The sequence below is a fragment of the Leclercia sp. LSNIH8 genome (assembly GCF_002920195.1).
In the GTDB taxonomy this organism is placed as follows: Bacteria; Pseudomonadota; Gammaproteobacteria; order Enterobacterales; family Enterobacteriaceae; genus Enterobacter.
On sequence record NZ_PQJY01000001.1, the window covers coordinates 357,734 to 382,458 of the forward strand.

General features: G+C 53.9%; 25 protein-coding genes and 2 pseudogenes. 5 read left to right on the plus strand and 22 right to left on the minus strand.

Annotated elements, in window-relative coordinates:
* Positions 1-791 precede the first annotated feature (791 nt).
* Positions 792-1,367, plus strand: a complete 576-nt coding sequence (gene pagP, locus C3406_RS01720) for a lipid IV(A) palmitoyltransferase PagP (RefSeq protein WP_476629925.1) — start codon at positions 792-794, stop codon at positions 1,365-1,367.
* A gap of 190 nt (positions 1,368-1,557) precedes the next feature.
* A complete protein-coding gene (gene cspE, locus C3406_RS01725) occupies positions 1,558-1,767 on the plus strand; it encodes a transcription antiterminator/RNA stability regulator CspE (RefSeq protein WP_002439184.1) in 210 nt (69 codons plus the stop codon).
* Positions 1,768-1,986: 219 nt separating this feature from the next.
* On the opposite strand, the gene crcB is transcribed toward cspE, so the two are convergent.
* Positions 1,987-2,370 carry a fluoride efflux transporter CrcB gene (crcB, locus tag C3406_RS01730; protein WP_103824197.1) on the minus strand — a complete coding sequence of 128 codons (384 nt, stop codon included), beginning with the start codon at positions 2,368-2,370 and terminating at the stop codon, positions 1,987-1,989.
* Positions 2,371-2,436: 66 nt separating this feature from the next.
* Between crcB and C3406_RS01735 the strand changes: the two genes are divergently transcribed.
* Positions 2,437-3,225, plus strand: a complete 789-nt coding sequence (locus C3406_RS01735) for a deaminated glutathione amidase (RefSeq protein ID WP_103824198.1) — start codon at positions 2,437-2,439, stop codon at positions 3,223-3,225.
* 125 nt (positions 3,226-3,350) lie between these two features.
* The gene (gene tatE / locus C3406_RS01740) at positions 3,351-3,554 is read left to right on the plus strand and encodes a twin-arginine translocase subunit TatE (RefSeq protein WP_103824199.1); all 204 of its coding nucleotides are present in this window, start codon (positions 3,351-3,353) and stop codon (positions 3,552-3,554) included.
* A gap of 85 nt (positions 3,555-3,639) precedes the next feature.
* Here tatE and lipA read toward each other — a convergent pair whose 3' ends face one another.
* The 16 genes and pseudogenes from lipA to leuS form a co-directional block, all read right to left on the minus strand.
* A complete protein-coding gene (gene lipA, locus C3406_RS01745; RefSeq protein WP_103824200.1) occupies positions 3,640-4,605 on the minus strand; it encodes a lipoyl synthase in 966 nt (321 codons plus the stop codon).
* A gap of 206 nt (positions 4,606-4,811) precedes the next feature.
* Positions 4,812-5,630 (minus strand): annotated as a pseudogene (locus tag C3406_RS01750) (YbeF family transcriptional regulator); the annotation flags it as partial.
* Positions 5,630-6,327 (minus strand): IS1 family transposase gene (locus C3406_RS01755; RefSeq protein ID WP_233210529.1). Its coding sequence is split into 2 segments (ribosomal slippage): positions 5,630-6,078 and positions 6,078-6,327, totalling 699 coding nucleotides; the frame shifts between segments, so codons are not numbered across the junction. The gene C3406_RS01755 and the pseudogene C3406_RS01750, both read right to left, overlap by 1 nt.
* Positions 6,328-6,382: 55 nt before the next feature.
* Positions 6,383-6,541: pseudogene (locus C3406_RS01765) on the minus strand (YbeF family transcriptional regulator); the annotation flags it as partial.
* A gap of 305 nt (positions 6,542-6,846) precedes the next feature.
* Positions 6,847-7,488 (minus strand): lipoyl(octanoyl) transferase LipB, encoded by a 642-nt coding sequence (gene lipB, locus C3406_RS01775; RefSeq protein ID WP_103823603.1) that lies wholly within the window; start codon positions 7,486-7,488, stop codon positions 6,847-6,849.
* 92 nt (positions 7,489-7,580) lie between these two features.
* Positions 7,581-7,844, minus strand: a complete 264-nt coding sequence (gene ybeD, locus C3406_RS01780; RefSeq protein ID WP_003022706.1) for a DUF493 family protein YbeD — start codon at positions 7,842-7,844, stop codon at positions 7,581-7,583.
* Positions 7,845-7,951: 107 nt separating this feature from the next.
* Positions 7,952-9,163 carry a D-alanyl-D-alanine carboxypeptidase DacA gene (gene dacA / locus C3406_RS01785; RefSeq protein WP_103823602.1) on the minus strand — a complete coding sequence of 404 codons (1,212 nt, stop codon included), beginning with the start codon at positions 9,161-9,163 and terminating at the stop codon, positions 7,952-7,954.
* A 138-nt stretch (positions 9,164-9,301) separates the two neighbouring features.
* Positions 9,302-10,423 carry an endolytic peptidoglycan transglycosylase RlpA gene (rlpA, locus tag C3406_RS01790; protein WP_103823601.1) on the minus strand — a complete coding sequence of 374 codons (1,122 nt, stop codon included), beginning with the start codon at positions 10,421-10,423 and terminating at the stop codon, positions 9,302-9,304.
* A 10-nt stretch (positions 10,424-10,433) separates the two neighbouring features.
* Positions 10,434-11,546, minus strand: coding sequence for a peptidoglycan glycosyltransferase MrdB (gene mrdB / locus C3406_RS01795; RefSeq protein WP_103823600.1), 1,113 nt, complete (start codon positions 11,544-11,546; stop codon positions 10,434-10,436).
* Between the two features lie 2 nt (positions 11,547-11,548).
* On the minus strand, positions 11,549-13,450 hold the full coding sequence (mrdA, locus tag C3406_RS01800; RefSeq protein WP_103823599.1) for a peptidoglycan DD-transpeptidase MrdA: 1,902 nt from the start codon (positions 13,448-13,450) through the stop codon (positions 11,549-11,551).
* Between the two features lie 30 nt (positions 13,451-13,480).
* Positions 13,481-13,948 (minus strand): 23S rRNA (pseudouridine(1915)-N(3))-methyltransferase RlmH, encoded by a 468-nt coding sequence (gene rlmH / locus C3406_RS01805; protein ID WP_103823598.1) that lies wholly within the window; start codon positions 13,946-13,948, stop codon positions 13,481-13,483.
* 3 nt (positions 13,949-13,951) lie between these two features.
* Complete coding sequence (gene rsfS, locus C3406_RS01810; protein ID WP_103178668.1) at positions 13,952-14,269, minus strand: ribosome silencing factor; 318 nt, start codon at positions 14,267-14,269, stop codon at positions 13,952-13,954.
* Positions 14,270-14,539: 270 nt separating this feature from the next.
* Positions 14,540-15,193 (minus strand): nicotinate-nucleotide adenylyltransferase, encoded by a 654-nt coding sequence (nadD, locus tag C3406_RS01820; protein ID WP_103823596.1) that lies wholly within the window; start codon positions 15,191-15,193, stop codon positions 14,540-14,542.
* 3 nt (positions 15,194-15,196) lie between these two features.
* Complete coding sequence (gene holA / locus C3406_RS01825) at positions 15,197-16,228, minus strand: DNA polymerase III subunit delta (RefSeq protein WP_103823595.1); 1,032 nt, start codon at positions 16,226-16,228, stop codon at positions 15,197-15,199.
* Positions 16,228-16,806 (minus strand): LPS assembly lipoprotein LptE, encoded by a 579-nt coding sequence (gene lptE / locus C3406_RS01830; protein ID WP_103823594.1) that lies wholly within the window; start codon positions 16,804-16,806, stop codon positions 16,228-16,230. The genes holA and lptE overlap by 1 nt, the downstream gene beginning before the upstream one ends.
* A 14-nt stretch (positions 16,807-16,820) precedes the next feature.
* Complete coding sequence (gene leuS / locus C3406_RS01835; RefSeq protein WP_158250558.1) at positions 16,821-19,403, minus strand: leucine--tRNA ligase; 2,583 nt, start codon at positions 19,401-19,403, stop codon at positions 16,821-16,823.
* A gap of 215 nt (positions 19,404-19,618) precedes the next feature.
* Between leuS and C3406_RS01840 the strand changes: the two genes are divergently transcribed.
* Positions 19,619-20,101 (plus strand): zinc ribbon-containing protein, encoded by a 483-nt coding sequence (locus C3406_RS01840; protein ID WP_103823619.1) that lies wholly within the window; start codon positions 19,619-19,621, stop codon positions 20,099-20,101.
* Positions 20,102-20,165: 64 nt separating this feature from the next.
* Here C3406_RS01840 and rihA read toward each other — a convergent pair whose 3' ends face one another.
* The 5 genes from rihA to C3406_RS01865 all read right to left on the minus strand — a co-directional run bounded on the left by rihA (position 20,166) and on the right by C3406_RS01865 (position 24,430).
* Entirely contained in the window at positions 20,166-21,101 is a 936-nt protein-coding gene (gene rihA / locus C3406_RS01845) for a pyrimidine-specific ribonucleoside hydrolase RihA (RefSeq protein ID WP_103823592.1), read from the minus strand.
* 122 nt (positions 21,102-21,223) lie between these two features.
* Positions 21,224-21,949: an amino acid ABC transporter ATP-binding protein gene (locus C3406_RS01850; protein ID WP_103823591.1), complete on the minus strand. Its 726-nt coding sequence runs from the start codon at positions 21,947-21,949 to the stop codon at positions 21,224-21,226.
* Positions 21,949-22,623 carry a glutamate/aspartate ABC transporter permease GltK gene (gltK, locus tag C3406_RS01855; protein ID WP_103823590.1) on the minus strand — a complete coding sequence of 225 codons (675 nt, stop codon included), beginning with the start codon at positions 22,621-22,623 and terminating at the stop codon, positions 21,949-21,951. Before gltK ends, C3406_RS01850 begins: the two co-directional genes overlap by 1 nt.
* Positions 22,623-23,363: a glutamate/aspartate ABC transporter permease GltJ gene (gene gltJ / locus C3406_RS01860; protein WP_103178679.1), complete on the minus strand. Its 741-nt coding sequence runs from the start codon at positions 23,361-23,363 to the stop codon at positions 22,623-22,625. The genes gltK and gltJ overlap by 1 nt, the downstream gene beginning before the upstream one ends.
* A gap of 158 nt (positions 23,364-23,521) precedes the next feature.
* Complete coding sequence (locus C3406_RS01865) at positions 23,522-24,430, minus strand: amino acid ABC transporter substrate-binding protein (RefSeq protein WP_199182727.1); 909 nt, start codon at positions 24,428-24,430, stop codon at positions 23,522-23,524.
* Positions 24,431-24,725 lie beyond the last annotated feature (295 nt).

Below are 24,725 nucleotides of genomic sequence, written 5' to 3' on the forward strand. Positions count from 1 at the left end.
CCCGACGCCCCCAGAGCGAAGGATAAGTAGCAATGAAAATAAGGTGACAAAATGTGCCGAAATAATGGCCCGGTCTCGCTGACTAAAATCAATAAATCGGCTACTAGAGGGGCAATGTTTCCGATTTTGCTGTGGCCGGGCTCATTCTCTTCGCCGATGGTGCCTGCGCGTGTGCGCAAACGCGATTGTGGTACGAATGTTAAACCGTTATGAGGCTTGCGTCTGCGCTTTTTAAAATCGCTTGTGTAAAAGGTTTCACTGCCGGTTGCGCATAATTCGTCTTTGCCGCTGGAGGAAAAGCAGCGGGTTCAGACTGTCGTAAAAATACCCTTGTTTAACGCGGGTAATAATATGTTCGCTCGTTGGTTGGGTCTTAAAAAATATTTAAATGGAATTGCAGAATTATTGTCTGTCGTGGCTTTTGGGTATGCCGGGAAATAGAGCGCTCATGAAAGCAATAGCGGAAAAACGATATCAATGAAGGCCCTGCAGGAAGAGGCTGTTCTGCGTGTGTGCGCTGCTGCAACGCCCGCGGCTCCCCTGTTGCGCTGCGGTGCCGTAGCAGCTTACCAGGCTGCATTATCGATTTTAATTATCTCGGCGGTATATAACCTGCCGCCTCAGTATTAGTTTTGCTTAATTGCCGTTTAATTAATATTAGGTGCAAGCTATTTTCAGGATTTTTTTATGCGGCGTTAATGATTAATAAAGTAAAAGGGCATACCTCGCGAATATCAATGAGCATATTCTGTGCGCAAACATGCAGTGAATATATAATTGGTAATAATATCGTGAGAGTTGTTAATAAATTTATTTTAATTTTTTCTGTTATTTTGGCTGAGGTCTCTTTTTCTACTGTAGCGACAGCACAAGACGTAACGTCCTCCGACAGTTGGGTGAGCACCTTCACGAATAATGTAAAACAAACCTGGCAAAAGCCGCAGCATTACGATCTCTATGTGCCTGCCATAACCTGGCATGCCCGCTTCGCTTATGACAAAGAGAAGACCGATCGCCACAATGAGCGCCCCTGGGGAGCAGGGTTCGGACAGTCACGCTGGGATGAAAAAGGTAACTGGCACGGCCTCTACATGTTGGCGTTTAAGGATTCCTACAATAAGTGGGAGCCTGTAGCGGGTTACGGCTGGGAAAAAACCTGGCGTCCGCTATCGAATGATAAGGTCCATCTGGGGCTTGGCTATACCACTGGCGTGACGGCCCGCGATAACTGGAATTACATTCCCATTCCGGTGCTCTTGCCGCTGGCTTCTGTGGGATATGGCCCGGCAACCTTCCAGATGACCTACATCCCCGGCACCTATAACAACGGCAACGTTTACTTCGCCTGGATGCGGTTTCAGTTTTAACTGAAAAAACTTTACACGCTGGCGATTTAATAGCCAGTTATTGAATAGTAAAGGATAAAAATTGGGGAGGAAAAATTAACGCGACTTTTGTCACTTTTCTTCAAAAAGCCACTGGACAAAACCGCTAACAATTGTTGTACTGATACCCGACACAGCATTTGTGTCCAATTTTCATGTAAAGGTAATTTTGATGTCTAAGATTAAAGGTAACGTTAAGTGGTTTAATGAGTCCAAAGGATTCGGTTTCATTACTCCGGAAGATGGCAGCAAAGACGTGTTCGTACACTTCTCTGCAATCCAGAGCAATGGTTTCAAAACTCTGGCTGAAGGTCAGCGCGTTGAGTTTGAAATCACTAACGGTGCCAAAGGCCCTTCTGCTGCTAACGTAATCGCTCTGTAATTCAGACGAGACAGCAAGAATTCCAAAACCCGCTCATTGAGCGGGTTTTTTTCGTTTCAGCTCAGCTAAACATGTACAGTTTCAGAAAGCTGGCGATAATCAGTACGCTCAGCATTACCGCCCCTGCGCTTGCCATTTTCTCTTTCATTCTCACGCCCTCTCAGTCAACTGCCTCAAGGGTGCCTGAGAAAAATTAAGCCAACATTAAGGGCCGCCTTTTTAATGCGCGTTAATCGCAGAAACTAACCAAAATGCGAGCGCGGTCATCATTAGCGAGCCCAGCAGATTGACCGCAATGTTCAGCAGCGCCCACGCGGCGCGGCCATCCTGCAACAGGAACACCACTTCCGCCGAAAAGGTCGAGAACGTTGTGAGCCCGCCGCAGAAGCCGGTGGTGATCAATAATTTCCAGACCGGATCGATGTGGGTCATCCTGTTGAACCACGCCAGCCCCAGGCCAATGATAAAGGCACCCGTGAGATTCGCTGCCAGCGTGCCGAACGGGATTTGCTGATACAGGGGGTTAAACCGCATGCTTAACAGCCAGCGCGCCACGCTTCCTGTGCCCCCACCGATAAAAACGGCTAAAAGTAGTTGAAACACGAACAATACCTGCTGTTTGATGTGTAAGGGCTATGAGTGTAACGCCGTTTGATGCAGGGGGAAAATATGTACGTTGCGGTTGGACAATTTGCAGTAACAGCGGACTGGCAAAAAAATGCTGAAACCTGCGTGTCGCTAATGGCGCAGGCGGCAGAGCAGGGGGCATCGCTGCTGGTGCTGCCCGAAGCGCTGCTGGCGCGCGATGATAACGATCCCGACCTCTCCGTAAAGTCCGCTCAGCCGCTCGACGGTGGCTTTATGACCCGGCTGCTGGAGGAGAGCGCGCGTAATCACCTGACCACAGTACTGACCGTGCATGTTCCTTCAACCGCAGGCAGAGCGATTAATACCCTTGTCGCCCTGCGCGACGGCAGGATCGTTGCCCAGTACGCCAAACTCCATCTCTATGATGCGTTCAGTATTCAGGAATCCCGTCTGGTTGATGCGGGCTCGGTTGTGCCGCCCCTGATTGAGATCGACGGCATTCATCTGGGGCTGATGACCTGCTACGATTTGCGCTTCCCGGAGATGGCATTGAATCTGGCGCTGGCGGGAGCACAAGTATTAGTTTTACCTGCGGCATGGGTCAGAGGGTCGCTCAAGGAGCACCACTGGTCTACGCTGCTGGCGGCCCGGGCGCTGGACACAACCTGCTATGTGATCGCAGCAGGCGAGTGCGGCAATAAGAACATCGGTCAGAGCCGCATTATCGACCCTCTGGGCGTGACCATTGCGGCCGCGGCTGAAGGTCCGGCACTGTTGCTGGCTGAAATCAACCGTGAGCGTATCACCCATGCGCGCCAGCAGTTGCCGGTCCTGCGCAACCGACGTTTCGCGCCACCGCAATTATTGTGAGTTTTTTAAACAACGCTTGATTCACCTTGTTACAGATTGCTATTGTGTGCGGGCGCTAAATGACCGTTAATAAGGTCGGGTTTTTAAGGCGCGAAATGCAGCCTGTTTACGTCAAGAAGGTATCTATGGGTGAGATTAGTATTACCAAACTGCTGGTGGTAGCCGCACTGGTTGTCCTGCTGTTTGGTACCAAAAAATTACGTACGCTGGGCGGAGACCTGGGTGCTGCCATCAAAGGCTTTAAAAAGGCGATGAACGAGGATGATGCAACGGCGAAAAGAAGTGCCGATGCAGATATCGCTGCCGAGAAGCTCTCTCACAAAGAGTAACGGCAACGCGTTAAAGCGTTTGATAAAAAAAACCGGCCTGTAAGCCGGTTTTTTTATGGGTGAACTGTAAACTTTTGTGACGGGTTTACTTCACTTCTTCGCCTTTCGCCTGCATATCGGCGTGGTAAGAGGAACGGACGAACGGCCCGCAGGCTGCATGGGTGAAGCCCATTGCCATCGCTTCGGCTTTCATCTCGTCAAACTCTTCCGGACTCACGTAACGCTGCACCGGCAGGTGGTGACGGCTTGGCTGCAGATACTGGCCCAGCGTCAGCATGGTGACGCCATGACGACGCAGATCGCGCATCACTTCAATGATCTCTTCGTTGGTTTCACCCAGACCGACCATCAGACCCGATTTTGTCGGGATATCCGGATGGGCTTCTTTAAAGCGCTCCAGCAGCTTCAGTGACCAGTTGTAATCTGCACCCGGGCGCACCTGACGATAGAGGCGCGGTACGTTTTCCAGGTTGTGGTTAAAGACATCTGGCGGGTTGGCATTGAGAATTTCCAGCGCGCGATCCATACGGCCACGGAAGTCCGGAACCAGAGTCTCAATCTTGATGGATGGGCTTTTCTCACGGATGGCAGTGATGCAATCAGCAAAGTGCTGAGCGCCGCCGTCGCGCAGATCGTCACGGTCGACGGAGGTGATGACCACATAGCGCAACGCCATATCGGCGATGGTCTGCGCCAGTTTCTGGGGTTCATTGGCGTCCGGGGCGACAGGACGTCCGTGGGCAACGTCGCAGAATGGGCAACGGCGGGTACAGATAGCGCCGAGGATCATGAAGGTCGCGGTGCCATGGTTGAAACATTCAGCGAGGTTCGGGCAGGAGGCTTCTTCACAAACGGAGTGAAGGCCGTTTTTGCGCATCGCCGCTTTGATTCCCTGAATACGCGAAGAGTCCGCCGGAAGTTTGATTTTCATCCATGCCGGTTTTCTTAACAGCGCTTCGCGCTCCGTAGCCACGTTTTTAACCGGGATTAGGGCCATTTTATCGGCATCGCGGTATTTAACACCGCGTTCCATCACAATGGGTTTACTCATAGCGTGCGTCTTCCAGTTGCGAATATCGAAGGAAAGCGTTTCAATTCAAGGGAATGTTGTATTTATCAACTATTTTTGAACGAACGACAGGCAGTATATCATTGATACGGACGATAAAGCAGCCTGCCCGGTCGCCAAATTGTAAAATAGTTGTTGTTTTAAGCCTTTTGTGCGGCATAACCCGGTTTTACAGATTAGATTGAGGCTCAAAAAGCCTGGCGGATGATAGTAATCATATTTTCAAGGACCGGATCCCGCAGGCTCAGCTTGTTGTAATACAGCGAGATTTCAACGGATTCAGCATTGAGCGGGGCAAAGGGGATCTGGTCCACCGGCCAGCATTGACGAACCTGGTCAAACAGGCGCTCCGGGATGATGCCCAGCAGGTCGCTGCTGCCAATCAGTGCAGCAATGGTAAAAATATTGTAACTACTAAAATTGACCAGACGTTCCGGGAAAATGTCATTAATGCGCTGGCGCAGCCCGTTGAGATTTTGACCCTCCATCAGCAGCAGCGTTTGCTCGTAGCGCTGGAGATTTTCAACCGTGGCAGGTTCGTGCAATGCCGGGTGATTTTTACGACAGACCAAAAGCAGCTTATCCGCAAAAAGCACATCACGGCTTAAGGCCCGGGCGTTGAGGGCGTTGCTGTCCACGATAAGGTCGGTCTGAAACTGGCTGAGCTGTGCCTCGGCGTCATTGACCGGGATATTACGCAGCATCAACTGTGGCGCGTGGGTCTTCACGGCATGGTAGATCATCGGCATCACCAGGGCACCCACGGAGGGGGTCGTACCAATAGTGATGATGCGCTGCTTATCGTAGCTGCCGGTTAAATCCAGCGCGCCGAGAATGGATTCCAGCCCCTGGCTAATGTACTCATGCAGGTGGGTGGCATAGGCGGTAGGCGTTACGCCCTGGCCTTTACGAATAAACAGGGGATCGGGAAAAATTGTCCGTAATTTTTGAATGGATTGACTAATTGCCGAGGGAGTGAGGTTCAGAATTTGGTAATGACTCAAAATTATTGATAGTGTTTTATGTTCAGATAATGCCCGATGACTTTGTCATGCAGCTCCACCGATTTTGAGAACGACAGCGACTTCCGTCCCAGCCGTGCCAGGTGCTGCCTCAGATTCAGGTTATGCCGCTCAATTCGCTGCGTATATCGCTTGCTGATTACGTGCAGCTTTCCCTTCAGGCGGGATTCATACAGCGGCCAGCCATCCGTCATCCATATCACCATGTCAAAGGGTGACAGCAGGCTCATAAGACGCTCCAGCGTCGCCATAGTGCGTTCACCGAATACGTGCGCAACAACCGTCTTCCGGAGCCTGTCATACGCGTAAAACAGCCAGCGCTGGCGCGATTTAGCCCCGACGTAGCCCCACTGTTCGTCCATTTCCGCGCAGACGATGACGTCACTGCCCGGCTGTATGCGCGAGGTTACCGACTGCGGCCTGAGTTTTTTAAATGGCGGAAAATCGTGTTGAGGCCAACGCTCATAATGCGGGCGATTGCCCGGCATCCAACGCCATTCATGGCCATATCAATGATTTTCTGGTGCGTACCGGGTTGAGAGGCGGTGTAAGTGAACTGTAGCTGCCATGTTTTACGGCAGTGAGAGCAGAGATAGCGCTGATGTCCGGCAGTGCTTTTGCCGTTACGCACCACCCCGTCAGTAGCTGAACAGGAGGGACAGCTGATAGAAACAGAAGCCAATGGAGCACCTCAAAAACACCATCATACACTAAATCAGTAAGTTGGCAGCATCACCCAGAATTTTCGCAGCATTAACGATCCCCTTATGAACATATACCGCCTCAAAAATCGTCAATAAGTTGAGATCGATATTACGTAAAGTCCGAAAAATTTGCGGTTTTGCATCACTTCCGGTTTCACTCAAGCGCTTTTCTGGAAGTTTATTATTATCCACGCTATCCCTCCGTATTTATTCACGATATAAATAATAGTTGAATTTAAATAATGTGCTTATTGATATGGGTAAACTGCTTAAAATAATTGGAGTTTTTTAAATTAACTCCTTGAATTGTATGATTTTTGTTCGGGCGTAATTGCGCCAGTTTGCTGGCCATGCCGACGCTGGAAAACAGGTGAAACGCGAATATGCAGACGTGTTGCAGGCTTTTTGAAAATATAGAAATCAGGGATTGTTGTAAAGGATAAATGGTATGAAATAAGAATGGCTCATCCAATAAATGAGCCAGAAGGGGAAGAGAATTAAGCAGTAATATATTTGTGTGGTGGATTGTTTAGCAGTGCTAAAAAAGAGTTTACCAAATGTGGACGCGCAATCTCAGGCGTAATGTCCTCAACCCACTGGCGCATTTGCGCCATTTCCATTCCCGCATAACCACAAGGGTTAATGCGCTGGAAAGGCGAAAGATCCATATTGATGTTTAATGCCAGACCGTGAAAAGAGCACCCTTTACGAATGCGCAGACCGAGTGAACATATTTTTTTTTCACCGACATAGACGCCGGGGGCGTCTGGCCGCGGGTGGGCTTCAATGTCAAATTCAGCCAGCGTGTTAACTACCGTCTGTTCCAGCAGCGTTACCAGCTCGCGCACGCCGAGCTTCCTGCGTTTCAGGTTGAGCAGAACATACATCACCTGCTGACCCGGCCCGTGATAGGTGATCTGCCCGCCACGATCGCTCTGGATAACCGGAATATCGCCAGTCATCAACAGATGCTCAGCTTTGCCTGCCTGGCCCTGGGTAAAGACGGGGGGATGCTCTACCAGCCAGATCTCATCCGGCGTGTTCTCGTCACGTTTGTCAGTAAATTCATGCATAGCCTGGGAGACAGGCTCATAGGGCTGCAGCCCAAGCTGGCGAACGAGAAGGGTGTCCTGATACAAAACGATCTCTCCGAACGAAGGAACAAACTGTAGCGGGGAGTATATCACAGAGGGGAAGCAGGTTACCCGGCGATGCGGGTAACCGAAAGGCGTTACAGCACCATACGAACGATATCGATATTGCCGAGCTCTTCGTACAGGGTCTCGACTTGTTCAATATGCGTCGCCGTGATGGTGATCGACACGGAGTGGTAGTTACCTTTGCTGCTTGGTTTCACCGTCGGAGAGTAGTCACCTGGCGCATGGCGCTGTACCACCTCAACCACCTGATCAACCAGCTCAGGCAACGCCTGCCCCATTACTTTGTAAGTAAAAGGAGTAGGGAATTCAAGCAGTTCGTTAAGTTTGGTTTTCATGGGAGCTCCGGCAGTACGTCAAAAAAATAATAACTCCCACATCAGGTGGGAGTTATCAGGTTACATAGTATATGGGGACAGAAATCACACTTTCAAGTGTTCAATTCTTAACCAAACCAGTGATGGAACATCAATTTAATGTAATCAATGATTTTGCCGAAGAAATTGCCTTCAGGGATTTCATCCAGCACCACCAGTGGGCGCTGATCGATGGTTTTACCATCGAGCTGGAAGTTGATGGTGCCGACAACCTGGTTTTTCTTCAGCGGGGCGTGCAGCTCGCTGGCGTTCAGCACATAGCTGGCCTTCAGGTCTTTCATGCGACCACGAGGGATGGTCAGGTAGAGATCTTTATCGACACCCAGGGAGGCACGATCGTTATCCCCGAACCAGACCGGCTCAGAAGCAAACTCTTTACCTGCTTTCAGCGGATTCACGGTTTCGAAGAAGCGGAAGCCCCAGGTCAGCAGCTTCTTGCTCTCGGCCTCGCGTCCTTTAAAGGTACGACCGCCCATCACGGCAGAGATCAGGCGCATCTGGCCTTCAGTAGCAGAAGCGACCAGGTTGTAACCGGCTTTTTCAGTGTGGCCAGTTTTGATGCCGTCAACGTTCAGGCTGTTGTCCCACAGCAGGCCGTTACGGTTGGTCTGACGAATACCGTTAAAGGTGAACTCTTTCTCTTTATAGATGGTGTATTCGTTCGGTACGTCACGGATCAGCGCTTGACCAATCAGCGCCATATCGCGCGCAGAGCTGTATTGACCTTCAGCATCCAGGCCGTGAACCGTCTGGAAGTGGCTGTTTTTCAGACCCAGCGCGCTCACGTAACTGTTCATCAGACCGACGAAAGCATCCTGGCTGCCAGCGGCAAAGTCTGCCATCGCCACGCAGGCGTCGTTACCGGACTGCAGGTTGATGCCGCGGATCAGCTGAGAGACAGGAACCTGCATACCCGGTTTCAGGAACATCAAAGATGAGCCCTTAAATACTGGGTTGCCGGTGGCCCACGCATCGTTACCGATGGTGACCAGGTCGGTCTCTTTGAATTTGCCTGCTTTCATGGCCTGACCGATGACATAGCTGGTCATCATTTTGGTCAGGCTGGCTGGATCGCGTCGTGCATCAGCGTTCTGTTCAGCCAACACTTTGCCGGAGTTGTAGTCGATCAGGATGTAGGATTCCGCGTCGATCTGCGGAACGCCCGGGATCATGGTCTTGATATTCAGGTCATCGGCGTGAGCAACGGAGAGCGTGGCTGCGCAAAGCGCCGTAGTGAGCGCCATGCGCTGCATAAAACGAGCGGAGAAAGTGGTCTTCATGGTCAGAACAACGACATCCGTGATGGAATTAAAAAAAGTGCCTTACTATAGCAAATGCTATACAGGCAGGCATCCGACTTTCAGCATGAGAATGTGTATCAACATGACAAATACTGACAATTCGGATACCGCCGATTATCATTTTGCAACAGCAATAAACGATTGTAACTGCGCCTCATTCTGCAGGCGCTGCTGCAACGCAGCGGCTTCAGATTTGCTGGCAAACGGGCCTAACTGGATACGCCAGACTGCGCCATTTTGCTCAACGCGACCCGGAACGCCAAACTGCTGGCCGAGACGCTGCTGATATTGCTGCGCACGTGCCTGATCGCTGACTGCGCCAACCTGCACGACATAGCCACCGGCCTGGGCAGGGGCGGAAACGGGGGCCGTAACCGGCGCCTGAGTCGGAGCGGACACTGGCGCAGTAACCGGTGCCGTCTGGTTCACCGGCGCGGTAACAACCGGCTGTGGCGCTGGCGGTTCGCTGCCTTCCAGTACACCTGGCGCAAGCGTGGTGGGTGCGCCGAGGAAACCGCTGCTGCTCACCGGTGCGCCCATGGTGTCTTCGCTTTTCAGCGTGTCGTTACTGATGGGGCGCACGTCACCCTGCGGCGCAGGTTCGGAAACGGACGACGCGCTACCCATACCGCCGCTCAGATCGGGACGCGCGGGCAGGGCATAAGTCTGTTTTGCCACGGTGGTACAGGCCATACCCGGGCCGGAGAGCGAGCCGTCCTGGGCGACAATAATCGGGTCGATCCGCACTTTGGTGTTGTTTGACGTGTTCAGGCGGTCGGCCGCGGCGCGCGAAAGCGAGATGACGCGATCGTTGCCGTAAGGGCCCCGGTCATTAATACGCACCACGATCATCCGGCCATTCGCCAGGTTGGTAATACGCGCATAGCTCGGGATCGGCAGGGTCGGATGCGCAGCCGTAAGCTGCATTGGATCAAACACTTCACCGGATGCGGTCAGGTTGCTTCCTGGCTCGGCATCATAAATAGCCGCCAGGCCTGCCTGACTGAAGCGGGAAAGATCCTGGACGATTTTGTAGCTTTTACCGTCTCGCTCGTAATCCTGGTTCGCGGTAGCGCTGAGCGGTTCAAAACGCGGATCGGCTCCGCTGATCTCAACCACCGGACCATTACATACTGCCGGCTGCGGCGGTGCGACGGTCGCTTGCTGCTGACCATCGTCACTTGTACAGGCTGCCAGTAAACTCACTGCGATGCAGATCCCAGACCACTGCTTACGCATTGCGTGCCCCTTATACGCTTTTTGACAACATTTTTCTGTGTGTGTGGATCGACATGACGATCCCGAACCCGGCCATCAGAACAATCAGGGCCGAGCCTCCGTAACTCACCAGGGGAAGCGGTACGCCTACCACCGGCAGAATACCGCTCACCATACCAATATTTACGAAAACATAAACGAATAAAATCAACATCAAGCCACCGGCCATCACGCGGCCAAAGGTGGTTTGCGCCCGGGCGGCTATCCACAATCCACGCATGATCAACAGCAGGTAGAGCGCCAGCAGAATCAGAATCCCCACCAGCCCTAACTCTTCGGCCAGCACCGCAAAGATAAAGTCGGTGTGACGTTCAGGCAGGAACTCAAGCTGCGACTGTGTACCGTGCAGCCAGCCCTTACCGCGCAGGCCGCCAGAGCCTATTGCAATCTTCGACTGTATTATATGATAGCCTGCCCCGAGCGGGTCGCTCTCCGGATCCAGCAGCATCATCACGCGCTGGCGCTGATAATCGTGCATCAGGAAGAACCACAGAATCGGGATAAAGGCGGCGACCAGCACCACTGCAATGCCGATAAGCCGCCAGCTCAGGCCGGAAAGGAACAGCACAAACAGGCCAGAGAGGGCGATCAGAATTGAGGTACCGAGGTCTGGCTGCGCCGCAACCAGCAGCGTCGGCAGGAAAATCAGCACCAGCGCAATACCGGTATTTTTCAGCGACGGCGGGCAGACGTCACGGTTAATGAAGCGTGCCACCATCAACGGGACGGCGATTTTCGCAATCTCCGAGGGCTGGAAGCGCACAATACCGAGGTCGAGCCAGCGCTGCGCGCCTTTCGAAATCGCCCCGAACGCATCGACCGCCACCAGCAGGATAATACAGAAGATATAGAGATAGGGCGCCCAGCCTTCGTAGACGCGCGGCGGGATCTGCGCCATCACCACCATGATCACCAGGCCCATGGTGATCTGGCCGATCTTGCGTTCGGTCATCCCGAGGTCCTGGCCGCTGGCGCTCCAGATGACCAGGGCGCTATAAACCAGCAGCGCCAGCAGGATCAGCAGCATGGCCGGGTCGATGTGGATCTTGTCCCACAGCGATTTTTTATTCGGATTATCCGTCACGATTATTGGTCCTCCGCGCCGGCGGCAGCCGGGCTCTCGCTCGGCAGGTCAGTGTTGTTGTCACCCAGCATAATGTGGTCAAGGATCTGGCGCATAATGGTGCCGACCGCCGGGCCGGCACCGCCGTTTTCCAGAATGATCGACACGGCAACCTGTGGGTTCTCATAAGGGGCAAACGCAATCATCAGCTTATGGTCACGCAGACGTTCAGCAATTTTGTGTGCGTTATAGGTTTCGTTCGCCTTCAGGCCGAAGACCTGCGCGGTACCGGATTTCGCTGCAATTTTGTACGGTGCGCCGGCAAAGTACTTATGCGCTGTACCGTTCGCGCGGTTAGCAACGCCGTACATCCCGTCTTTGGCAATTTCCCAGTAACCGGAGTGAATGTCTCCAACCGGCGGTTCATGGGGCTGCGCCCACGGCACTTTTTTGCCATCTTCGACGGTGCTCATTAGCAGGTGCGGCACTTTCACCACCCCGTCGTTGATAAGGATCATCAGCGCTTTATTCATCTGGATCGGGGTCGCGGTCCAGTAGCCCTGGCCGATGCCTACCGGAATGGTGTCACCCTGATACCAGGGCTTTTTAAAGCGTTTCAGCTTCCATTCGCGGGTTGGCATGTTACCGGAACGCTCTTCGGCCAGGTCGATACCGGTGTAATGGCCATAGCCAAATTTGCCCATCCATTCCGAGAGACGGTCGATGCCCATATCGTAGGCCACCTGGTAGAAGAAGGTATCTGCCGACTCCTCCAGCGATTTGGTGACGTTCAGATGCCCGTGGCCCCACTTTTTCCAGTCACGGTAGCGTTTTTCAGAGCCCGGCAGCTGCCACCAGCCCGGGTCGAAGAGGCCGGTGTTGCGGGTGATTACCCCGGCGCTCAGGGCAGAGACCGCCACGTACGGTTTCACCGTTGAAGCAGGCGGATAAACCCCCTGGGTTGCGCGGTTGACCAGCGGCGTATTCGGGTCGTTGAGCAGGCCAGAATAGTCTTTGCTGGAGATGCCATCCACAAACAGGTTCGGGTCATAGCTTGGGGTTGAAACCAGCGACAGAATGCTGCCAGTGCGCGGATCGGTGACAATCACCGCCGCACGGCTGCCAGCCAGCAGGGTTTCGATATACTGCTGGAGTTTAAGATCCAGCGTCAGATAGATGTCATGTCCGGCCTGCGGCGGCACCTCTTTCAGCTGGCGGATCACTCTTCCCCGGTTGTTAACTTCAACTTCTTCGTAACCGGTCTGGCCGTGGAGAACGTCTTCGTAATAACGCTCAATACCCAGCTTGCCGATATCGTGCGTTGCCGCATAGTTGGCGAGCTTGCCATCTTTATCCAGCCTGTCGACATCTTTATCGTTGATTTTAGAGACATAGCCGATCACGTGGGTCAGGGCAGAGCCGTACGGATAGAAGCGACGCTTGTAGCCTTTGACTTCCACGCCGGGGAAGCGGTACTGGTTCACGGCGAAGCGGGCCACCTGCACCTCGGTGAGGTTGGTTTTGACCGGGATCGAGGTAAAGCGGTGCGAACGTGAGCGCTCTTTTTTGAAGGCGGCGATATCGTCATCAGTGAGATCAACCACGCTGCGCAGTGCATCAAGCGTCTGCTGCACGTTATCGACCTTCTCCGGCATCATTTCAATCTGGTAGATGGTGCGGTTCAGCGCCAGCGGCGTACCGTTGCGGTCATAGATGATGCCGCGACTGGGGGCGATAGGAACAAGTTTGATGCGGTTTTCGTTGGAGCGGGTCTGGTAATCGGTAAAACGGACAATCTGCAGATTATAGAGGTTGGCGATCAGCACGCCAGTCAGCAGCAAAATCCCCAAAAAGGCGACCAGCGCCCGGCGCACAAACAGCGCGGACTCAGCCGTATAGTCGCGAAAAGAATTCTGTAGTTTCATCCGCTGCTTAATTTATCCAGGACTTAATCATTACTCACGGTGATAAGGGTGGTTGGTTGTGATGCTCCACGCGCGATAGAGGCTTTCAGCAACCAGAACCCGAACCAACGGGTGGGGGAGCGTCAGCGCGGAGAGAGACCAACTCTGTTCTGCTGCCGCTTTGCAGGCGGGGGATAATCCCTCCGGTCCGCCAATCAACAGGCTGACGTCGCGACCGTCCTGCTTCCAGCGTTCCAGCTCAACCGCCAGTTGCGGCGTATCCCAGGGTTTGCCCGGAATATCGAGAGTGACGATGCGGTTTTTACCGGCAGCAGCCAGCATCTGCTCACCCTCTTTATCGAGAATACGTTTGATATCCGCGTTTTTACCGCGTTTGCCAGCAGGGATCTCCACCAGCTCGAACGGCATGTCTTTTGGAAAACGACGTAGATATTCAGTAAACCCCGTTTGTACCCAGTCGGGCATTTTTGTACCGACGGCTACCAGTTGCAGCTTCACGCATTAACCCCAGAGTTTTTCCAGTTCATACAGGCGACGGCTCTCTTCCTGCATGACGTGGACAATCACATCGCCAAGGTCAACAACGACCCAGTCAGCGGTCGCTTCGCCTTCAACGCCGAGCGGCATCATGCCGGCAGCGCGAGACTCCTGAACCACATGATCGGCGATGGAGGCAACATGGCGCGTAGAAGTGCCGGTGCAGATAATCATGCAATCGGTGATGCTTGATTTGCCCTGAACGTCGATGGCAATGATGTCCTGACCTTTCAGATCATCAATTTTGTCGATAACAAAATCCTGGAGTGCTTTACCCTGCAAGTTTTCCCCCTGGGAGAGTGAGATTGAACAACTATAAATTCGTAGCCAGACAGTATACCTGAACTGGCTGCAGTGTCGGGACAAATGTCACCGGACGGGCATGAGAAGGCGGGTATCATCCCACCCTCAGCCGAAGATTGCATCGCCATTTTTGTAAAACAGTTTTTGTAAAACAGTGCTGGCGGGAAGTCTGGCAGCGGAGGATATCAGCCTGGACGGGGGTGTCAATGGTGAGAGCGCGAATGGCGCGCTTTTTCTCCCGGGCGCCAGTCAGTTGCTGCTTTTCTGATACAACCCCTGCTGTTGAATATAACGCAACACCGGCATCGGTAACATCTCATCGCAGGGGAGACCCTGCTGCAGGCGCTGGCGGATAAGCGTGGCTGAAATATCAAACCAGGGCGTCTCCGCGAGGTAAATTTTGCCGGCAGGCTGGTTGTGCAGATCTTCAGATTGATAAGTGAGATGCTGTTCCAGCCACAGCTGATGCCGCTCCTCTTTCATCGCCAGGGGATAGCCTGGCCGACGGCAGACGATTAAATGGCTGTTATCAAGGATTGTTTCGTACTGATACCAGCTCGGGAAATTGAGCAGCGAGTCCTGGCCGATAATAAAGGCCAGCGGCTTCTCCGGCCCCTGTTCGCGTCGCCACTCCTCTAGCGTCTGTGCCGTATAGGAAGGGCTATCCCGGCGCAGCTCGCGCTCATCAAGAACAAACAGCGGTTTATCGGCGATCGCCAGCTCCAGCATCTGTTTGCGCTGGGCGGGGGTGGCCTCGGGCTGCGGGCGATGCGGCGGCACATTGTTCGGCATAATAGTGACACGCTGCAGGCCAATCTGGTTGGCCAGGATCTCGACCGGTTTCAGATGCCCGTAATGTACCGGGTCAAAAGTGCCGCCATAGAGTGCCTGTAGAGAATGCATCTCTTACCCTTCTATAAAAATGTCCGCCAGCGCCTTGTGGCACAGCAGCAGCGAGAGACTCTCCAGCTCAGACCAGATCGACTGACCGTAATCCTGCTTCAGGGTCAGCTCGGTGCGCGTCAGAAGCTGAACGGCCTGGCGCAGCTGTTCCGGACTCAGCCGGTTCAGGGCTTCGGTGGTCATAACGCGGCGGTTCTGCCAGACCCGGTGTTTATCAAACAGCGCGCGCAAAGGCGTATGCGCTGACTGACGTTTAAGCGTCACCAGCAGCAGCAGTTCCCGCTGTAAGGTTCGCAGCAGAATCACCGGCTCGCTGCCTTCGAGACGCAACTGCTGCAGGATATGCAGAGCGCGTTTGCTCTTAGCGGACAGCAGGGCATCGACCCAGTGGAAAGGGGTAAAGTGCGCCGCGTCGTTAACTGCCTGCTCAACGCGCGGTAAGGTCAGTTTGCCATCTGGCCAGAGCAGCGCCAGCCGCTCCAGGGCCTGGGCCAGCGCCAGCAGATTACCTTCGTAACAGTAACAAAGGAGCTGATTGGCCGCGTCATCCAGCTGCAGATTGCGCTGCTTTGCCCGGGCCGCCACCCATTTGGGCAGATGCGCCTGCTCCGGTGTCTGGCAGGTCACCAGCACCGAATGGTTTGCCAGCGCCGTAAACCAGGCGGCATTTTCCTGCGCTTTGGTCAGTTTGTTGCCGCGAACGATCAGCAGCAGATCGCTGTGCAGCAGGCTAACCAGCGTAGCAAGCTGTTCGTTGATCGCCGCGTTAGGGCCGTTTTCCGGGAGCTGGATAAGCAGCGTTTGCCGGGCAGCAAACAGGCTCATAGCCTGGCAAAGGGAGAAAATCTCCTGCCAGTCGGTGCTGTTATCCAGAGTGAAACTGTGGTGCTCCTCAAAGCCCTGAGAGGCTGCAAAGTGACGCACGGCGTCCTGGCTTTCCTGGAGCAGCAGCGGATCGTTTCCGAGAAGCAGATACGCCGCGCGCAGCCCTTCATTAAGCTGCGCGCGGAGTTGTTCAGGGTACAACCTGAGCATTACTGACCCAGCGTCGTGGAGACGCGCGAGGAGGATGCCGTTGGCTGAGCAGCAGGCTGAGCTTTCAGGTCATTCTCTTTTTCAGCAGTCTGGACGCTCGGCAGCTTACGGATCAGCTGTTCCGCCGCCTTGTCGTACATTTCGTTGATGATAATGGTCTGCTCTGCGTCTTTCGCCAGTGCCGTCTGCGGGTTATCGAAGAACGAACGGTAGACCTTGGTGCTGATAGGGTAAATATCGCTACCCGGGATCAGTACCGCAGCGTGCACTTCCATCACCATCTGGTATTCCGCAGTACGACCATCCTGGAAGATGGAGGCGGTATCCTGGCTCAGGGTAGAGCTCAGGATGCGGAACGATGGGATGTCCTGGCGCAGCGTACCTTTTTCGATCAGTTCAACGCCGTTAAGACGCAGCTGGTTACGAATGGCACGGCTAAGCGGACCATTTGGATCGCCCGAATCGAAAATCATCGTTTTCATCTGCTCCGGCACCTGTGTGGTGTTACGCAGATGCCAGCCACATCCGGCGGTGACCAGCACCGCCAGCGATAACAGTAATGTTGCCAGTTGTCGCACGCTTCCTCCCGCGCTTAGCCAACGACCAGGTTCAGCAATTTACCAGGCACGTAGATCACTTTACGTACGGTAACGCCATCAAGATACTTCGCCACCAGAGTTTCCTGGCCAGCACGCTCGCGGACCTGCTCTTCGGTTGCATCAACCGGAACAGTAATCTTACCGCGGACTTTACCGTTGACCTGCACGACGACCAGCGTGGTGTTTTCCACCATTGCGGATTCATCAGCCACTGGCCACGGCGCATTGTCGATATCGCCTTCGCCGTTCAGCTCCTGCCACAGGGTGAAGCTGACGTGCGGGGTGAACGGGTTCAACATACGTACCACAGCCAGCAGCGCTTCACGCATGATGGCGCGATCCTGCTCGCCCTCCTGCGGGGCTTTCGCCAGCTTGTTCATCAATTCCATAATAGCCGCAATTGCGGTATTGAAGGTCTGACGGCGACCAATATCATCGGTCACTTTGGCAATCGTTTTATGCACATCGCGACGCAGCGCCTGCTGATCTTCCGTCAGCGCCGCGGTGTTCAGTGCCGGTGCGTCACCCTGAGCGGTGTGCTCGTAAACCAGTTTCCAGACACGTTTCAGGAAGCGGTTAGCCCCTTCCACGCCGGACTCCTGCCACTCCAGAGTCATATCTGCCGGAGAGGCGAACATCATAAACAGGCGCACGGTATCGGCACCGTAACGCTCTACCATCTCCTGCGGATCGATGCCGTTGTTTTTGGACTTGGACATCTTGCTCATGCCGGTATAGACCAGCTCATGGCCTGCCGCGTCCTTCGCCTTCACGATACGGCCTTTCTCGTCGCGCTCAACGATCGCATCTTTAGGCGAAACCCAGTTACGTTCGCCGTTTGCGCCCACGTAGTAGAAGGCATCTGCCAGCACCATGCCCTGACACAGCAGCTGTTTGGCTGGCTCGTCAGAGTTCACCAGGCCCGCGTCGCGCATCAGCTTGTGGAAGAAGCGGAAGTAGAGCAGGTGCATGATGGCGTGTTCGATACCGCCAATGTAGATATCTACCGGCAGCCAGTAGTTTGCGGCTTTGGAATCCAGCATCCCTTCCTGATGCTGCGGGCAGGTGTAACGCGCATAGTACCAGGAGGACTCCATAAAGGTGTCGAAGGTGTCGGTTTCACGCAGCGCAGGCATACCGTTTACGGTAGTCTTCGCCCACTCAGGGTCGGCTTTGATTGGGCTGGTGATGCCGTCCATGACCACATCTTCTGGCAGGATCACCGGGAGCTGATCTTCCGGCGTTGGCATAACGGTGCCATCTTCCAGGGTGACCATCGGGATTGGCGCGCCCCAGTAACGCTGACGGGAAACGCCCCAGTCGCGCAGACGGTAGTTAACTTTACGCTCGCCGACGCCCAGCGCGGCCAGTTTGTCAGCAATGGCGTTAAAGCCCTCTTCAAAGCTCAGGCCGCTAAATTCACCAGAGTTAAACAGGGTGCCTTTTTCGGTCAATGCCTGTTCAGACAGGTCAGGCTCGCTGCCATCTGCTGCCAGGATAACCGGCTTGATCGCCAGGTTGTATTTGGTGGCAAACTCATAGTCGCGCTGATCGTGACCCGGAACGGCCATCACCGCGCCAGTACCGTATTCCATCAGTACGAAGTTGGCGACCCAGACCGGGATCGCTTCGCCCGTCAGTGGGTGTTTGGCATAGAAACCGGTGGCAACGCCTTTTTTCTCCATCGTTGCCATGTCAGCTTCGGCGACTTTGGTGTTGCGGCATTCGTCGATAAAGGTCGCCAGTTCCGGGTTGTTCTCTGCCGCTTTCTGCGCCAGCGGGTGACCTGCGGCCACGGCCAGGTAGGTCGCACCCATGAAGGTGTCCGGACGGGTGGTGTAGACGGTCAGTGGCTGATCGTACTTTTCAACGTTGAAGGTGATCTCTACCCCTTCAGAGCGGCCGATCCAGTTACGCTGCATGGTCTTCACGGTATCTGGCCAGTGGTCCAGATTATCCAGATCGTTCAGCAGTTCGTCGGCGTAAGCGGTGATTTTGATAAACCACTGCGGGATCTCTTTGCGCTCAACTTTGGTGTCGCAGCGCCAGCAGCAGCCGTCGATAACCTGTTCGTTCGCCAGAACGGTCTGATCGTTCGGGCACCAGTTAACGGCGGAGGTTTTTTTGTAGACCAGCCCTTTTTTGTAGAGCTCGGTGAAGAACTTCTGCTCCCAGCGGTAATATTCCGGGGTGCAGGTCGCCAGCTCGCGGCTCCAGTCATAGCCAAAGCCCAGCATCTTGAGCTGGTTTTTCATGTAGGCGATGTTGTCGTAGGTCCATGGTGCTGGCGCAGTGTTGTTTTTCACCGCGGCACCTTCTGCAGGCAGACCAAACGCATCCCAGCCGATTGGCTGCAGGACGTTTTTGCCCAGCATGCGCTGATAACGGGCGATCACATCACCGATGGTGTAGTTACGCACGTGGCCCATGTGTAGTCGGCCAGAAGGATAGGGAAGCATCGACAGGCAGTAATACTTCTCTTTGCTCTCGTCTTCGGTGACTTCAAAAGTGCGCTTCTCGTCCCAGTGTTGCTGGACTTTCGATTCTATCTCTTCCGGGCGGTATTGCTCTTGCATGGCAGCCAGTGGTCCTGTGTTCAATACAGCTACAAATGTAGCCAATGGATGTGGTAATTCAGATCCGCATAGCATAGCCCAAACGCCCGCGTCAAAACAGCCTTTACCACTAAAAGCGCCTTGCAGGAATTTACGTAGAGTGTGGATGACCTGACAAAGCGGGGCGCAAATAAGGTCTATCATTAGAGAGGTTTACTTACCCGGGAGGCAAAATGATGAACAAGGTTGCTCAATTTTACCGTGAACTGGTCGCCACATTGACAGAACGTCTGCGGAATGGTGAGCGTGATATTGATGCGCTCGTCGAGCATGCACGCGTTAAGGTGATGCAGACGGGTGAGTTAACGCGCACCGAAGTGGAAGAGGTGACCCGCGCGGTTCGCCGCGATCTGGAAGAGTTCGCCCGTAGCTATGGCGAAAGCCAGGACGAGGCCACCGACAGTGTATTTATGCGGGTGATTAAAGAGAGCCTCTGGCAGGAGCTGGCGGACATTACCGATAAAACCCAGCTGGAGTGGCGTGAGGTCTTTCAGGATCTGAACCACCACGGGGTGTATCACAGCGGTGAGGTTGTCGGGCTGGGGAATCTGGTGTGCGAGAACTGCCATTTCCACATGGCGATTTATACACCGGAGATGCTGCCGGTCTGTCCTAAATGCGGCCACGATCAGTTCCAGCGTCGGCCATTTGAACCCTAATGTTGTCGTAATATAAGCTGGCACGGTGATGCCAGCTTTTTCAGTACAAAAGTGTTGTGTGGCGTTAAGCGTAAAACGCCAGCCGTTCGGCTAATAAATCGACAAAGGCTTCACGGTTAATGTTTGTCATAACAGTGGTATTTGGCCTGTTACCCGTCAGGAAGTAATAATCCACCACCGTCATTCCCTGAGTGTATTTCCCCTGCGTTTCTACGCCTACCCAGCGCTCCACGGTGGTAAATATCTCCGGTTTCAGTAGCCAGGCGATGGTGCAAGGGTCATGCAAGGGTGCCCCCTGGAAACCCCACTTCTCGGTTTTATGGTACTCCATAAAGAAGTCGAGCAGCTCCGCCACGGTGGTTGCCACCGGGTTGCCGATCCGGCGAAAACGTTCGATATCTTCCGCCATAATTTGTGCCTGATGAGTCACATCCAGCCCGGCCATGACCACCGGAATGCCGGACTGAAAGACGATCTCGGCCGCCTCTGGGTCAACAAAGATGTTGAATTCCGCCGCAGGCGTCCAGTTACCCAGCTCCATCGCACCGCCCATGATCACAATCCGGGCGATTTTCGCATGCAGCTCCGGGTGGCTGTTCAGCAGCAGGGCGACGTTAGTTTGCGGACCGGTAGAGACCAGCGTCACCGGCTCGGCGCTTTCGCGCAGTACGTTTGCCATCAGCTCCACTGCCGTGCAATCCTGCGGCGCAAAATCTGGCTCGGGCAGGGCAGGGCCGTCAAGGCCACTTTCTCCGTGTACATTGTCGGCAATGATCAGATCGCGCATCAGGGGCTTAATCGCGCCGCCTGCCACCGGAATATCGCTGCGTTTCAGCAGGGTCAGCATGCGCAGCACATTGCGCAGGGTTTTGTCAGGAGTCTGGTTACCGGCAGAAGAGGTTACAGCCTTGAGGTCAAGCTCAGGTGAGGCGAGGGCAAGGACGAGTGCTATCGCGTCATCATGACCCGGATCGCAATCGAGGATAATGGGCAGTGCCATAGAAATCTCCATTTCTTAGTGTTGTTTGGCGACAAGGCTAACGCTGAAGGCAGAGGCAGACGAGATAAAGAGATAAAAAGCGTGAAGCGGTGCGCAATCTGAACGATCGCGCACCGGGAAGATTAATGCAGGATTTTGGCGAGGAAGTCTTTGGCACGTTCCGACTGCGGGTTATTAAAGAACTCTTCTTTCGCGGAGTCCTCAACGATTTTACCCTCATCCATAAAGATCACGCGGTTTGCGACTTTACGCGCAAAGCCCATTTCGTGCGTGACCACCATCATAGTCATCCCTTCCTGCGCCAGTTGCACCATAACATCCAGCACTTCATTGATCATCTCAGGGTCAAGTGCGGATGTTGGCTCATCAAAGAGCATCGCGACGGGATCCATACAGAGCGCGCGGGCAATCGCCACGCGCTGCTGTTGGCCGCCGGATAGCTGCGCCGGGAATTTATCGGCATGGGCGGAGAGACCCACGCGCTCCAGCAGTTTCAGCCCCTTCTCACGTGCAGCCGCCTTATCGCGCTTGAGGACCTTCACCTGCGCCAGGGTCAGGTTCTCAATGATCGACAGATGCGGGAAGAGTTCAAAGTGCTGGAACACCATCCCGACGTTAGAACGCAGCTTCGCCAGATTGGTTTTCTTATCATTCACTTTGGTGCCGTTGACGATGATCTCGCCCTGCTGCACCGGCTCAAGACCGTTCACGGTTTTAATCAGCGTGGATTTACCCGAGCCGGACGGCCCGCACACCACTACCACTTCGCCCTTTTTCACTTCCGTGGAGCAGTCGGTCAGCACCTGAAAGTGCCCATACCATTTAGAAACATTTTTCAGGGAAATCATTACACTGTCCTTTTCTTCAGCCAGCTGACCAACAGCGACGCGCTTAAACTAATTGCAAAATAGACCGCACCTGCGAATAGGATCATCTCAACCTGGGTACCATCGCGCTCGCCGATGGTGGAGGCGGTACGGAAGAAGTCTGCCAGGCTCAATACATAGACCAGCGAGGTATCCTGGAACAGCACGATGCCCTGGGTGAGCAGCAGCGGAACCATGGCGCGGAACGCCTGCGGCAGAATGATGAGCTTCATCGACTGCCAGTGGGTCATGCCTAACGCCAGGGCGGCGCTGGACTGCCCGCGGGAGATACTCTGGATCCCGGCACGAATAATTTCTGAATAGTACGCCGCCTCAAACATCGAGAAGGCCACCATCGCCGAGATCAGGCGGATATCGGATTTAGGCGACAGGCCTAAAACGTTCTGCAGGAATCCGGGCACGATCAGGTAGAACCACAGCAGCACCATCACCAGCGGGATGGAGCGGAACACGTTGACGTAGGCGGTAGCAAACCAGGCGACAGGCTTAAAGCTCGACAGACGCATTACCGCCAGCAGGGTGCCCCAGACAATCCCGACAATCACCGCCGTCAGGGTGATCTTCAGCGTGATGATCAGGCCATCGATCAGGTAGGGCAGGGAGGGAACAATAGAGCTCCAGTCAAATTCGTACATTATTTGCCCCCCAGGTTGCCCGGCAGGCGAACTTTACGTTCAACCAGGTTCATCACCAGCATAATGACAGCATTAATCAATACGTAGGCCAGGGTAATGGCGGTGAAGGATTCCCACGCATGGGCGGAGTAATCCAGCAGTTTGCCCGCCTGCGCGGCCATATCCACCAGACCGATGGTGGAGGCGATGGCCGAGTTTTTCACCAGGTTCATCATCTCCGAGGTCATCGGCGGCACAATTACGCGGTAGGCGTTTGGCAGCAGGACGTAGCGGTAAGCCTGCGGCAGGGTCAGCCCCATCGCCAGCGCCGCATTTTTTTGTCCACGTGGCAGAGACTGGATCGCTGCACGCACCTGCTCGCACACGCGGGCGGCGGTGAACAGACCCAGACAGAGCATCGAGGAGACAAAGAACTGCACGTTTGGATCCAGTTCCGATTTGAACCACATGCCGATATCTTCCGGCAACAGTTCCGGGATGACCAGATACCAGGTAAAGAACTGCACGATTAACGGAACGTTACGGAACAGTTCGACGTAGCAGGTGCCGATAGATGAGAGAAAACGGTTAGGGACGGTACGCAAAATACCGAACAACGAGCCGACGAGAAACGCAATAATCCAGGCGGTGATCGACAGCGCGACCGTGACCTGAAAACCGCTCCACAGCCAGCCAAGATAGGTGGTGTTGCCGAACGGGGCTTGCTGCAGGAAAATGCCCCAGTTCCAGTCAATTGACATAGTAAACTCCAGAAAAAAAAGGGTAGCAGCGCTACCCTCGAAGATTGGTGAGAAGCTTTAATATTCGCGCTGAGTGGGGAACGACCACTCAACGTTTAGTCTGTCCGCGCTTCCCGACAATCGAGAGGGCAGGAGAACCCGCCCCTTAGTGGTTCTAATTAGTTAAGTGCCTTGTCATTCGGTTCTTTAAACAGTGCTTTCATATCGTCAGACAGTTCAAAGTTCATGTTGAGATTTTTTGGTGGGATTGGGTTTTTAAACCACTTATCGAACCATTTCTCTGCTTCACCGGAGGTCTGAACCTGAGCGATGGTATCGTCGACGAGTTTCTTAAATTCCGCGTCGTCTTTACGCATCATGCAGCCGTAGGCCTCTTTGGATTGCGCGGTGCCGACGATTTCCCAGTTATCCGGTTTCTTCGCTTTAGCACGCTCACCCGCCAGCAGAGCATCATCCATCATAAACGCGACGGCGCGGCCGCTTTCCAGAGTACGGAAAGAGTCACCGTGGTCTTTGGCGCTGATGATACGCATGTCCATTTTTTTCTCTTCATTCAGCTTATGCAGCAGAACTTCAGAGGTCGTCCCGGAGGTCACAACCACCGCTTTGCCTTTCAGGTCGGCGAAATCTTTAATATCGCCGCCTTTTTTGGTCAGCAGACGGGTACCGACGACGAAGATGGTGTCGGAGAAGGCAGCCTGTTTCTGACGCTCAAGGTTGTTAGTCGTTGAACCACACTCAAAATCGAAGGTGCCGTTCTGCAGCAGCGGAATACGGTTTTGTGAAGTGATTGGGATCAGCTTCACTTCCAGATCCGGTTTGTTGAGCTTTTTCTTCACCGCGTCAACGATCGCGTTGGAGTAAGCCTGTGAGTAGCCCACGACTTTTTGCGTGTTGTCGTAGTATGAGAATGGCACAGAGGATTCACGGTGGCCGACCACAATCACGCCGTTTTTCGCGATTTTTTCCAGGGTACCGCCTGCTGCCGGGGCGGCATCTTCAGCGTGCACGACGCTTGCGGACAATCCCATCACCAGCATTGCTGTGGCCAGTTTACGTAATTGCATATCCAACTCCTTTATTATCAGCGCCAGAGACGCATTGATATTCGGTGTGATGTTGTTATAGCTCGCGCGATACGAGTGCAGTGTTATACCTGTTTGTTAACATTTAGTTTGGCTTAATGTAAAGATTTTGCTGCGTTATTGTTTATTTTTGCGAAGCGCGCCGCACCATTCAGAGGCATAAATCTTCCGTTGCACCGTTTCGGTGCTACTGATGAGCTACGCTGGTGCGACCGGGTTGCACAGTAAGCCAAATCGCGTTTACGTAAATAGATAAAGCAATAGCCGTGCCAGAATT

Excerpts from the sequence above, each read along its gene's own strand:
- cspE (WP_002439184.1), top strand. The coding sequence starts at position 1,558 with ATGTCTAAGATTAAAGGTAACGTTAAGTGGTTTAATGAGTCCAAAGGA.
- C3406_RS01735 (WP_103824198.1), top strand. The coding sequence starts at position 2,437 with ATGTACGTTGCGGTTGGACAATTTGCAGTAACAGCGGACTGGCAAAAA.
- tatE (WP_103824199.1), top strand. The coding sequence starts at position 3,351 with ATGGGTGAGATTAGTATTACCAAACTGCTGGTGGTAGCCGCACTGGTT.
- lipA (WP_103824200.1), bottom strand. The coding sequence starts at position 4,605 with ATGAGTAAACCCATTGTGATGGAACGCGGTGTTAAATACCGCGATGCC.
- ybeD (WP_003022706.1), bottom strand. The coding sequence starts at position 7,844 with ATGAAAACCAAACTTAACGAACTGCTTGAATTCCCTACTCCTTTTACT.
- dacA (WP_103823602.1), bottom strand. The coding sequence starts at position 9,163 with ATGAAGACCACTTTCTCCGCTCGTTTTATGCAGCGCATGGCGCTCACT.
- rlpA (WP_103823601.1), bottom strand. The coding sequence starts at position 10,423 with ATGCGTAAGCAGTGGTCTGGGATCTGCATCGCAGTGAGTTTACTGGCA.
- mrdA (WP_103823599.1), bottom strand. The coding sequence starts at position 13,450 with ATGAAACTACAGAATTCTTTTCGCGACTATACGGCTGAGTCCGCGCTG.
- nadD (WP_103823596.1), bottom strand. The coding sequence starts at position 15,193 with ATGCATTCTCTACAGGCACTCTATGGCGGCACTTTTGACCCGGTACAT.
- holA (WP_103823595.1), bottom strand. The coding sequence starts at position 16,228 with ATGCTCAGGTTGTACCCTGAACAACTCCGCGCGCAGCTTAATGAAGGG.
- leuS (WP_158250558.1), bottom strand. The coding sequence starts at position 19,403 with ATGCAAGAGCAATACCGCCCGGAAGAGATAGAATCGAAAGTCCAGCAA.
- C3406_RS01840 (WP_103823619.1), top strand. The coding sequence starts at position 19,619 with ATGAACAAGGTTGCTCAATTTTACCGTGAACTGGTCGCCACATTGACA.
- rihA (WP_103823592.1), bottom strand. The coding sequence starts at position 21,101 with ATGGCACTGCCCATTATCCTCGATTGCGATCCGGGTCATGATGACGCG.
- C3406_RS01850 (WP_103823591.1), bottom strand. The coding sequence starts at position 21,949 with ATGATTTCCCTGAAAAATGTTTCTAAATGGTATGGGCACTTTCAGGTG.
- gltK (WP_103823590.1), bottom strand. The coding sequence starts at position 22,623 with ATGTACGAATTTGACTGGAGCTCTATTGTTCCCTCCCTGCCCTACCTG.
- gltJ (WP_103178679.1), bottom strand. The coding sequence starts at position 23,363 with ATGTCAATTGACTGGAACTGGGGCATTTTCCTGCAGCAAGCCCCGTTC.
- C3406_RS01865 (WP_199182727.1), bottom strand. The coding sequence starts at position 24,430 with ATGCAATTACGTAAACTGGCCACAGCAATGCTGGTGATGGGATTGTCC.